The sequence below is a fragment of the Actinoplanes sp. NPDC026619 genome (assembly GCF_040638295.1).
Taxonomy (GTDB): Bacteria; Actinomycetota; Actinomycetes; order Mycobacteriales; family Micromonosporaceae; genus Actinoplanes.
In genome coordinates, this window is record NZ_JBEZYA010000011.1 from 81320 (window position 1) to 91923 (window position 10604).

Sequence of the window (10604 nt, forward strand, 5' to 3'; positions counted from 1 at the left end):
ACCAGGCTGGGCGGTAAAGCATCTAGGCCCTGCCTGGTCACCCCGGCCCCCAACCTTGCATGGAGACAACTGGCGGCCAGGGAACGGGTCACTCGCCGCTCACTGCGTCGGCGGGCGGCGGTCCCCTGACGGGCGGTGGTCTGGCTTCCGCGCCGTGGGGACGGCAGGGGATCAACTTGGGCAGGCCGGGCTGGGTGGTGGGTCGTGCGAACGAACCGTGCCGCTTGCGGCCGAATTCGCGGCGCCGCCTACGGCGGGAGGATGGTTGGGGTGGGGCTGCGGTTGATTTGGGACGGGCTTCTCCGCGCACGCCGGTGGATGTGTTGACTTTGAACCCGTCGTCGTCCCCCGCCCGGTGATTTGTCGGCGTTGTGAACGCGCAAGCTGGAAAAGCTGTGGGCCAAACCCCACCCGCCACCGCATCGGTTTGCCCTGCGCCTGCGTAAGCGGCGCGGTTCGTTCGCACGACCCACCACTCAGCCCGGCCTGCCCGACCGACTCCGCTTGCCTTGCCACCGCGCGGAAGCCAGATCACTGTGCAAAAGGGGATCACGCAGCTCAGCCACGCAGTGAGCGGCGAGTGACCCGTTCCCTGGCCGTCAGTTGTTCCCCCGCAATCGTCCCAGCGCACGAAGCACGAAAGGCCGAGACCCAAGGGGCCCCGGCCTTTCGGTAAAACTGATGACTCAGGACATCGTGAGTGCCTTGATGTCGAGTTCCTTCTTCGGGTGGCCGCCGCCGGCCGACGCCTTGAACGCTTCGTCGTCGCCCGCCTTGACCACGTCCTTGACCACGTCGAGGCCGGTCGTGATCGTGCCGAGCAGCGTGTAGCTCGCCGGGAGCTGCGTGTCCTCCGAGCAGATGAAGAACTGGCTGCCGGTGCTGCCCGCCTGGCCGGTGTTGGCCATCGCGATCGAGCCCGCCGGGTAGGGCTTGTTGGTGTCGGTCGGGAGGTTCTCCTCGGCCATGGTGTAGCTCGGGCCGCCCTGGCCGTCGGTGTCGCGGTAGCCCTTGCCGGTGGCGAACGGGTCACCGCACTGCAGCACCTTGAAGCTCGCCTCGTTGACCAGGCGGTGGCACTTGGTGTTGTCCCAGAACTTCTTGCTCGCGAGGTAGCTGAAGCTCGCCGCGGTGCACGGGACCTTGGACTTGTCCAGCGTGGCCACGATGTTGCCGAGGTTGGTGGCCATGGTCAGCGTCGCGGTGCCGGTGTTGGGCGCGGTGGCCGGCGGGGTGCCGACGTCCTTGACCTTGCCGCCGCCGGCGTCCGGCGTCCAGGTGCAGGCGACCGAGCCGGCCGGGACGGTGCTCGCCGCCGAGGTGCTCTTCTTGTCGTCGTTCTTGAACGGGTTGACGATGAAGAACACGACACCGGCAACGACCACGACGGCGATTGCCGACCCGATGATCGCCTGCCGCTGGCGCCGCTTGCGGGCGGCCAGAGCGCGTTCCGCCATCTCCTTCTCGAGCCGGGCCCGCGCCGCCGCGCGCTGCCGGTCCTTGATCGACGACACGGTGTTCCTCCTGCTGTGTTCGGCCTGGGGGATCTAAGACTGTGCGCTCGCCGACGGAGCCGCGGAGGCAGCGGCATCGCCGAAGGTGAGCGTCTTGATGGTGATCTTGGTGGTGGGCTTGATCTTGTCGCCGGCCGCGTCCGCAGCGGTGGGGATCTTGCTGATCTTCGTCACCGTGTCCATGCCACCGGAGACGGTGCCGACGATCGGGTACTCCGGGCTGGCCGGCGAGTAGTCCTTGAAGAAGATCAGGAACTGGCTGCCGTTGGTGCCGGGCGGGTTGCCGATCAGCGCGACCGTGCCCGCCGGGTAGAGCACCGTCTTGGCCGCCGTGCCGCTGCTCGGCGACGGGTCCGGCACGGCTGGGGTGTTCTCGCTGTACACGCTGTACGTCGGGCCGCCCAGCCCGGTGCCGCTGGGGTCACCGCAGCGGATCGCGCCGTACGTCGTGATCTCGTGGCACGTCGTGTTGTCGAAGAACTTCTTGGACGCGAGGTATCGAAGGTCCTCGGTGCCGCACGGCGCCTTCTCCTGGTCCATCGCGACCACGATCGGCGTGCCCTGATCGGTGCTGACGGTCATCGTGTCGGTGCCGAGCGTCGGAATGTCCGTGGTGGGCGGAGTGCCGACCTCTTTGAGGTTGGTGTTCGTCGTCGCGCTCTGCGGCGTCCACGCGCACACGTCCTGGGCGGCGGTGTCGTCCTTGGAGTCGGAGTCGAACGCGCCCCCGACCCAGGCCACACCCGCGACGATCAGCAGGACCGCGGCGCCCGCGCCGAGACCGGCATAGAGACGCCGCCTGCGCCGCTCCTTGACGGCCTGCCGCGCCCTCTGCCGATCGAGCTTCGCCCGCGCCAGCTTGCGCTGCCGGTCCCTGCTGGAAGCCACCGAATGCTGCCCTTCCTCAATGCTCCAAGTCACACGCCCGCAAGAGTGTACGGGTACCTCCTGAGAAAGTGGTGTGCCCCCGCCCGGCTAGGCTCGTTACGATTCGCACCAGATTTTCAGAGAGGGTGTGTCGTGCTCATCACCGGCGTAGAGGCGGAAGCCTTCGGCACCAATTGCTATGTGGTGGCCGCCGGTCCCGGCGAGCAGTGCCTGATCGTCGACCCCGGTGTCGGGGTGATCGACGAACTCGACGAGGTGCTCGCGAAGCACCGGCTGCACCCGGCCGCGGTGCTGCTGACGCACGGGCATTTCGACCACACGTTCTCGGTCGCGCCGGTCTGCGGCGCGCGCGGCATCACGGCCTACGTGCACCCCGCCGACCTGGAGATGCTGGCCGACCCGGGCAAGGGCCTGGGCGCGGACATCTCCCAGCTGTTCGGTGGCCGGCTCACCTACACCGAGCCCGACGACGTCGCCGAGCTCACCGACGGCGCGGTGATGAGCCTGGCCGGCATCGAGATCACGGTCGACCACGCGCCCGGCCATACCGGCGGGTCGGTGCTGTTCCGCCTGCCCGGGGACGACTCGCCGCTGTGCCTTTCCGGCGACGTCCTCTTCGCGGGATCCATCGGACGCACCGACCTGCCGGGCGGCAGCACCGACACGATGATGACCAGCCTGCGGGACAAGATCCTGCCGCTGGCCGATGAGACTGTCGTGCTGCCCGGCCACGGACCGGCCACCACCATCGGCCGTGAGCGCGCGACCAACCCGTACCTGCGTGAGTTGATCGCTGCGCCCGGCCGCGGACTCTAGTTCGGTTTTTAGGAGTAGAAGCAGTGCCAATCTCAGGCTTTCCCGAATGGCTGCCTGCTCAGCGAATCATCGAGCAGCGCGTCGTCGACCGTATTCGGTCGACCTTTGAGCTTTACGGTTTCGCCCCCCTCGAGACGCGCTCGGTCGAGCCTCTCGAGACCCTTCTGAGCAAAGGAGAGACCTCGAAGGAGGTCTATCTGCTGCACCGTCTCCAGGGTTCGGAGACGGAAAGTGACGATCAGCTCGGTCTGCACTTCGACCTGACCGTGCCGTTCGCTCGCTTCGTCGTGGAAAATGCCGGCAAGCTGCAGTTCCCGTTCCGCCGCTACCAGATCCAGAAGGTGTGGCGGGGCGAGCGCCCGCAGGAGGGCCGCTACCGCGAGTTCCTCCAGGCCGACATCGACGTGGTCAACCGCGACTCGCTGCCGTTCCACTACGACACCGAGATGCCGCTGGTCATCGGCGACGCGCTGAGCGGCCTGCCGATCCCGCAGGCGCGCATCCTGGTCAACAACCGCAAGGTCTGCGAGGGCTTCTACCGCGGTCTCGGTCTCACCGACACCGACCAGGTGCTGCGCACCGTCGACAAGCTCGACAAGATCGGCCCGGCGAAGGTGGCGGCGCTGCTCGTCGAGACGGCCGGCGCCACCGAGGCGCAGGCCGCGGCCTGCCTCGAGCTGGCCGCGATCTCGGCCGAGGACGGCTCCTTCGTGGACGCGGTCCGCAAGCTCGGCGTCAGCGACCCGCTGCTCGACGAGGGGCTCGAGGAACTCGTCCGGGTCGTCGAGACCGCCCGGGAGCACGCGCCCGGCCTCGTCGCCGCCGAGCTGAAGATCGCCCGTGGCCTCGACTACTACACCGGCACGGTGTACGAGACCCAGCTGCGCGGCTACGAGCGGTTCGGGTCGGTCTGCTCCGGCGGGCGTTACGACAACCTGGCGTCCTCGGGCAAGGAGCGCTTCCCCGGCGTCGGCATCTCGATCGGGGTGTCGCGCATGCTCGGCGTGCTGTTCGGCCGGCAGGCGCTCACGGTGTCCCGGTCGGTGCCCACCGCGGTCCTGGTCGCCCTGCCCAACGAGGACCAGCGGGTCGCCTGCGACCGGATCGCCGCCGCCCTGCGGCGCCGCGGCATCCCCACCGAGGTGGCGCCGACGGCGGCGAAGTTCGGCAAGCAGATCCAGTACGCCGACCGGCGCGGCATTCCGTACGTGTGGTTCCCGGGTGAGCCGGACACGGTGAAGGACATCCGCTCCGGGGAGCAGGTCGACGCCACCGGCTGGGAGCCGGCGGCCGCCGACCTGCACCCGGTCGTCAGCGGCGCAGAGCCTCAATAGTCGGCAAGCGCAGCGGTGCGGCTTTCAGCTGAGGCTGGGAGCCGCACAACGCGGTGAGCAGGAAGCCGGCCACCGCCTCGTCGATCGCCGGGCTGTCGTAGAACGCCATGCTCTGCGCGTAGGTCACCTGGCGCTGCCCGTCCGGGCTGTGCCAGGAGATCGTCTGGTGCCCGACCGTTCCGCCGTCGTGCCCCCAGAACCGCCCGCACGGCAGGTCGACCCAGTACAGCCCGAGTCCGTACCCGCCGGCCGCCGGCTCCTGCGGGATCTCGGCCACGGTGTCCTGCATGGCCGCCAGCTGCGCCGGCCGCAGCAGCCGCCCGGTCAGCAGCGCCCGGTAGAACACGTCGAGGTCACGTGCCGTCGACACGATCTCACCGGCGGCCCAGCCCCAGGACATGTTGTAGAGCGTGAAGTCCTTGAGCGTCCCGTCGGTCCACGGCACGTAGGCGTGCATGTGCGGCCCGCGGATCCGCGGGTCCGCCCCCTCGAAGTAGGTGCCGGTCAGCCCGAGCGGCCGCAGCACCCGGCGGCTGACCTCGGACTCGTAACTGTGGCCGGTGACCCGTTCGATGATCAGCCCGGCCAGGATGTAGTTGGTGTTCGAGTACGACCAGGCCGCGCCGGGTGCGTTGGTCGAGCCGGCGCCGGTCCCGAGGCGTACGAGCTGCTCGGGGGTGTAGGTCGTTTGGCCCATGGTGATCAGGTCGTCCGGCGTCTTGATGATCGCGGTGTCGTAGTCGCCGATCCCGCTGGTGTGCTGCAACAGCATCCGCACCGTCACCTGGCGCGACAGGTCGGCGGAGAGCAGGCCGGGCGGCAGATAGCGGCCGATCGGGGCGTCCAGCGCCACCCGGCGCTCGCCCACCAGCTGCAGCATGGTGGTGGCCACGAAGGTCTTGGTGATGCTGCCCACCCGGTGCCGCATCCCGTCCCGCACCGGCGCGCCGGTGGCGACATCGGCGACGCCGGCGACCGGGGTCCAGGTGCGTCGGCCGTCACGCACCTCGGCGAACGCGCCCGGCATCCCGGCCGCGTGCACCGCGTCAAGCTGTTCCTGCAGGGTGCCGCCGTAGGAATCGGCCGCCACGGCCGGCGCCGCCGGCCCTCCTACTATCGCGAAAATGGTCAGAACGGTCAGGGCGCGTCGCAACACTGCTGCCTCCCGGGTCGTTTGAGCCATCTATGATGGTCGACGCGTGCCACCGAGAGTCGGCTGTGAATCGGGTAGGGCGTTCCGATACCGGCCGGTAAGAGGTTACGGTTGCGTAAGTTACGTAACCGTAGGAGTAATCGTGGACCAAACAGCCCTGCTCATCGAGCTGGAACCCGTGGTGGCCGCCAACCTCGACCGGCACCTGTCGCTGGCCAAGGAGTGGTTTCCGCACGAGTACGTGCCGTGGAGCGAGGGCCGCACGTTCGACGGCCTCCTGAACGGCGAGCCCTGGCTGGAGACCGACTCCCCGATCCCCGACGTGGCCCGCACCGCGCTGATCGTCAACCTCCTCACCGAGGACAACCTGCCCTCCTACCACCACGAGATCGCCACGCTGTTCGGCCGCGACGGCGCGTGGGGCAACTGGGTGCACCGCTGGACCGCCGAGGAGGGCCGGCACGGCATCGCCCTGCGCGACTACCTGACGGTCACGCGCGCCGTCGACCCGATCGCGCTGGAGCGCGCCCGGATGACCCACATGCAGGCGGGCTACGCCAACGACCACCCCGACGAGATGATGCATTCGATCGCCTACGTCGCGTTCCAGGAGCTGGCGACCCGCATCTCGCACCGCAACACCGGCAAGGCCACCGGCGACCCGATCGCTGAGCAGTTGCTGGCCCGGGTGGCGGCCGACGAAAACCTGCACATGGTCTTCTACCGCAACCTGCTGGCGGCGGCGTTCGACCTCGACCCCGACCACGCGATGCGCGCGGTGGCCGACGTGGTGGCCGGCTTCCAGATGCCCGGCGCCAACATCGAGGGCTTCCAGCGCAAGGCCCTGTCGATCGCCCTGGCCGGCATCTACGACCTGCGCCAGCACCGCGACGAGGTGCTCCAGCCGGTCCTGCGCCAGTGGGACGTCTTCAACCGCACCGGCCTGACGGCCGACGGCGAGAAGGCCCGCGACGAACTCGCCGTCCACATGGACAACCTGGACGATCAGGCATCCCGCTTCGAGGAAAAGCGCGAGGCCCGCCGGCAACGGCTCAACCGCCAGGAAGAAGTACGGGGATAGCCCAGGCCCCGCAGTCAGGGAAACGCTGAGCGCCCGCGCACGGCCGTCCCCGGCCGCCGGCCCGGCCGTGGTGTTGCGCTCAACCCGGGGTTGCGGGGCGGACCGGGCTCGGTCACTGTGCCGGGGTGGAGATCTTTTCGTTTGAGGTGTCGGCAGGGCGGGCGGTCGACGCGTACGGCAGCGTGGGGCTGACCGCGCAGAAGCTGGTTCGGGGCGAGGCGGTGCACGTCACGGTGCTTCATGTGGCGGCGGGTGGCCGGGTGGGGCGGCATCCGGCGCCGGTGGACCAGCTCTTCATCGTCACTGCCGGGCGCGGTGCGGTGCAGGCCGGCGACGGTGACTGGCAGCCGGTCGGCGCCGGGCAGGCGGTTGTCTGGCGGGCCGGCGCCGAGCATGCCACCCGGGCCGACGAGGACATCACCGCCGTGGTCGTCGAGATGGAAGACATGCCGCTGGCCCGGACGGTCGCGTGAATCTGGCTCTGCTTGCCCAGGCGGCCGGTATGTTCGCCGTCACCAATATCGACGACCTACTGATTCTGGCCGTTTTCTTCGGGCGGGCCGGCCGGGACCGCCGCGCGGAGTGGCGCATTGTCGCCGGCCAATACCTGGGATTTCTGGGGATTCTGGCGGTTTCGGTGGCCGGCGGCCTGGGCGCGGGGCTGCTGCCGGCGAAGGTGATTCCCTATCTGGGTCTGCTGCCGCTGGCGATCGGCCTGAAAGCAGGCTGGCAGGTGTGGCGCGACCGCGATAAGCCCGACTCGGACGAGGAGCCCGCGGCCACGGCGCCGGGGCCGCTGCAGGTGGCCGCCGTGACGTTCGCCAACGGCGGCGACAACATCGGCGTCTATGTGCCGGTCTTCGCCGTCGCCGGGGTCGCCGGCATGGTGGGGTACGCCTCGGTGTTCCTGGTCGGTGTCGCCGTCTGGTGTGGCGCCGGCTGGTTCCTGGCCACCCGGGCGCCGGTTGCCGCCGCGCTCGCCCGCTGGGGCCACCTGATCCTGCCGGTGGTTCTCGTCGCTATCGGTCTGCTGATCCTCGCCGGAGGGTTTTGAGGAGGGCCGGTGGCCGGGGACGGCCGTGACCGGCCGCCCAGCTTTTCCTTGGGGGCGGGACTCGTGCTGTCCCCGTACTGTCAAGAAGGCATTTCGAAGATCAGGCAACTGCTGGTGGCGTGGGCCAGCAGTTTGCCGGCGGAATCCGTCAGGCGGGCCTCGGCCAGGGCGGTTCGGCGGCCCTGCTGGAGCACCGTGCCTTTGCAGGTGATGCGGCCGCTCGCGATGGTTACCGGGCGGAGGAATTTCACATTCAGGTCGAGGCTGGTGTAGCCGATGCCGATCGGCAGGGTGCTGTGCACCGAGCAGCCGGTCGCGGTGTCGAGAAGCGTGGAAATGACGCCGCCGTGCATCGTGCCGAGCGGGTTGTAATGGAATTCCTGCGGGTCCAGATGCACGGTTACCGCACCCTTTTCGACCTCCATGCCGGCCATGTCGATCAGCCGCATGATCGGTGGGGCCGGCAGTTCGCCCTTGGCCATCGCCGAAAGCAGGTCGAAACCGTTGCGGCGGCCGATCAGATCGGCGTGCACCGCCGGGTCGTCCCAATCGAACGTGCGGGTGCGATCCTGGGTCTGGGTCATGGACGCAGCCTCGCCCGGCTTGCTGCGTCTGTCAAGCAGACCTAGCCTGGCTGTCATGAATCCCACTGCCGCTCCCGAGGCCCTCAGCTGGTCGATCGACGGATGCACGATCGGGCGGGCGATGGACGTGCTCGGCGAGAAGTGGACCATCGTGGTGCTGCGCGAGGTCTTCAACGGGGTGCGGCGCTTCGACGACATGCGGGTGCGCACCGGGGTGCCGCGGCAGGTCCTCGCGAACCGGCTGGCCACGATGGTCGAGAGCGGGGTGCTGCGCCGCGAGCCGTACCGGGAGCCGGGCGCCCGGGTGCGGCAGGAGTACCGGCTGACCCAGAAGGGCCTCGACCTCTATCCGGTGCTGATCGCGCTGCTGGCTTGGGGCAACCGTTACCTGGCCGATCCGCAGGGGCCGCCGCTGGAGTTCGCGCACCGGGACTGCGGGGCCGAGGTGCACGCCGAGATCCACTGCGGCGCCGGGCATCGCCTCGACGACGTGCGGGAGGTCGTCCCCCGTCCGGGGCCGGGCGCGTCGCGCCGGTAAATTCCGGCAGTGACCTCGCCCTGGGCGCCGCTGCGCCAACCCGTGTTCCGCGTCCTGTGGGTGGCGGTGCTGGCCGGCAACGTCGGCACCTGGATGCAGACGGTCGGCGCCCAATGGCTGGTCGTGCACGAGCGTGACGCGGCCACCTGGGTGAGCCTCGTGCAGACCGTGACGATGCTGCCGGTGCTGCTGCTGGCACTGCCGTCGGGCGCGCTCGCCGACCGGTTCGACCGGCGGCGGCTGCTGCTGACCACGCAGGTGGCGCTGTTCGCGGTCGCCTCGGCGCTGACCGTGCTCACCGCGGCCGATCTGATGCCGCCGCCGCTGCTGCTCGTCTTCACCTTCCTGCTCGGCGTCGGGCAGGCGCTGACCCTGCCGGCCTGGCAGGCGGTGATCCCCGAGGTGGTGTCGCGGGACGAGTTGCCGTCGGCGTCGGCGCTCGGGGCGGTCAACACCAACCTGGCCCGGTCGGCGGGGCCGGCGGTGGCCGGTCTGCTGGTTGCACACGTCGGGTCGGCCGCCGTGTTCGGGCTCAACGCCCTGTCGTTCGCGGTCTTCGCGGTCGCCCTCGGGTGGTGGCGCCGGCCGGCGCAGGTGCCGGACTCGCATCCGGAGCATCTGGGCTCGGCGCTGCGGGCCGGCGGGCGGTATGTGCGGTACTCGCCGACCGTACGGCTGCTGCTTCTGCGGGTGGTGCTTTTTGTCCTGCCCGGCAGTGTGGTCTGGGGGCTGCTGCCGCTCGTCGCCCACCAGGAGCTCGGGATGGGCGCGAGCGGCTACGGCATTCTGCTGGCCGCGCTCGGGATCGGCGCGATCGCCGGCGCACTTCTGATGCCGCGAATTCGGGAGCTGCTCAGCCCTGACCAGCTGATCGTCGCGGCTGGCATCGTCTACGGCGGGGCGTTGGTGGTGGTCGCGCTGGTGCCCGACCGGTTCGCGGTGACGGCTGTGCTCGTCGCGGCCGGGCTGGCCTGGATGGCGCTGGTCTCCCGGATGAATGCGACGCTGCAGCTGTTCCTGCCGAACTGGGTGCGGGCCCGCGGCTTCGGCATCTACCAGGTCGTGTTCGCGGGCGGCCAGGCCCTGGGCGCGTTCGCCTGGGGGCAGGTCACCTCGCTGTTCAGCCTGAAGGTCGCCTATCTCGCGGCGGCCGTGGTGATGCTGGCCGGCACGGCGACCGTGGTGTGGTGGCCGGTGCGCGAGGTGGACGGCACCGACCGCTCGCCGGCGATCTACTGGGCCGAGCCGCACCTGATGCTGGAGCCGCATCTGGGCGAGGGGCCGGTGCTGGTCACGGCGGTCTACCAGGTGGACGAGGCGAACGCGGACGCGTTCCGGGCGGCGATGGAGCAGCTGCGCGGGTCACGGCAGCGGACCGGCGCGACGCGGTGGGGGCTGTTCCGCGACGGCGAGGACCCGGCGAAGTTCGTCGAGATCTATCAGGTGCCGACGTGGGCCGAGCATCTGCGCCAGCACGAGGGCCGGTTGACCCAGCGGGACGAGAGCGTCGAGGAGCGGGCGGTGGCGCTCGCCCGCGGACCGGCCGAGGTCACTCATCTGCTGCCCGCGGACTACCAGCATTAGGCGGATGTTTCGTATTTGTTCCGTTTAACCTCAGTGATGGCTGCTGCATCGAGCCCGC

General features: G+C 69.7%; 11 protein-coding genes. 7 read left to right on the forward strand and 4 right to left on the reverse strand.

The window, feature by feature from the left end:
• Nucleotides 1-686: 686 nt before the first annotated feature.
• Nucleotides 687-1514 carry a peptidylprolyl isomerase gene (locus AB0E90_RS23935; protein WP_360409551.1) on the reverse strand — a complete coding sequence of 276 codons (828 nt, stop codon included), beginning with the start codon at nt 1512-1514 and terminating at the stop codon, nt 687-689.
• Between the two features lie 33 nt (nt 1515-1547).
• Nucleotides 1548-2402 (reverse strand): peptidylprolyl isomerase, encoded by an 855-nt coding sequence (locus AB0E90_RS23940; RefSeq protein ID WP_360409555.1) that lies wholly within the window; start codon nt 2400-2402, stop codon nt 1548-1550.
• A 132-nt stretch (nt 2403-2534) separates the two neighbouring features.
• On the opposite strand from AB0E90_RS23940, the gene AB0E90_RS23945 reads away from it, so the two are divergent.
• Both AB0E90_RS23945 and hisS read left to right on the forward strand, forming a co-directional pair.
• Complete coding sequence (locus AB0E90_RS23945) at nt 2535-3218, forward strand: MBL fold metallo-hydrolase (protein WP_360409557.1); 684 nt, start codon at nt 2535-2537, stop codon at nt 3216-3218.
• A gap of 23 nt (nt 3219-3241) precedes the next feature.
• Nucleotides 3242-4552, forward strand: coding sequence for a histidine--tRNA ligase (hisS, locus tag AB0E90_RS23950; protein ID WP_360409560.1), 1311 nt, complete (start codon nt 3242-3244; stop codon nt 4550-4552).
• Here the strand turns inward: hisS and AB0E90_RS23955 are convergent.
• Entirely contained in the window at nt 4530-5708 is a 1179-nt protein-coding gene (locus AB0E90_RS23955; protein ID WP_360409563.1) for a serine hydrolase domain-containing protein, read from the reverse strand. The two genes, hisS and AB0E90_RS23955, sit on opposite strands and share 23 nt — an antisense overlap.
• 136 nt (nt 5709-5844) lie before the next feature.
• Between AB0E90_RS23955 and AB0E90_RS23960 the strand changes: the two genes are divergently transcribed.
• The 3 genes from AB0E90_RS23960 to AB0E90_RS23970 all read left to right on the forward strand — a co-directional run bounded on the left by AB0E90_RS23960 (nt 5845) and on the right by AB0E90_RS23970 (nt 7840).
• Nucleotides 5845-6786, forward strand: coding sequence for an acyl-ACP desaturase (locus AB0E90_RS23960; protein WP_360410148.1), 942 nt, complete (start codon nt 5845-5847; stop codon nt 6784-6786).
• A 125-nt stretch (nt 6787-6911) separates the two neighbouring features.
• Complete coding sequence (locus tag AB0E90_RS23965) at nt 6912-7259, forward strand: cupin domain-containing protein (RefSeq protein ID WP_360409566.1); 348 nt, start codon at nt 6912-6914, stop codon at nt 7257-7259.
• A 29-nt stretch (nt 7260-7288) separates the two neighbouring features.
• Nucleotides 7289-7840 carry a cadmium resistance transporter gene (locus AB0E90_RS23970; RefSeq protein ID WP_360409569.1) on the forward strand — a complete coding sequence of 184 codons (552 nt, stop codon included), beginning with the start codon at nt 7289-7291 and terminating at the stop codon, nt 7838-7840.
• An 80-nt stretch (nt 7841-7920) separates the two neighbouring features.
• Here the strand turns inward: AB0E90_RS23970 and AB0E90_RS23975 are convergent, their stop codons facing one another.
• Nucleotides 7921-8424 (reverse strand): PaaI family thioesterase, encoded by a 504-nt coding sequence (locus AB0E90_RS23975; RefSeq protein WP_360410151.1) that lies wholly within the window; start codon nt 8422-8424, stop codon nt 7921-7923.
• 55 nt (nt 8425-8479) lie between these two features.
• On the opposite strand from AB0E90_RS23975, the gene AB0E90_RS23980 reads away from it, so the two are divergent.
• Both AB0E90_RS23980 and AB0E90_RS23985 read left to right on the forward strand, forming a co-directional pair.
• Nucleotides 8480-8962: a helix-turn-helix domain-containing protein gene (locus AB0E90_RS23980; protein WP_360409572.1), complete on the forward strand. Its 483-nt coding sequence runs from the start codon at nt 8480-8482 to the stop codon at nt 8960-8962.
• A gap of 9 nt (nt 8963-8971) precedes the next feature.
• On the forward strand, nt 8972-10546 hold the full coding sequence (locus tag AB0E90_RS23985; RefSeq protein WP_360409575.1) for an MFS transporter: 1575 nt from the start codon (nt 8972-8974) through the stop codon (nt 10544-10546).
• The last annotated feature ends 58 nt before the right edge of the window (nt 10547-10604 follow it).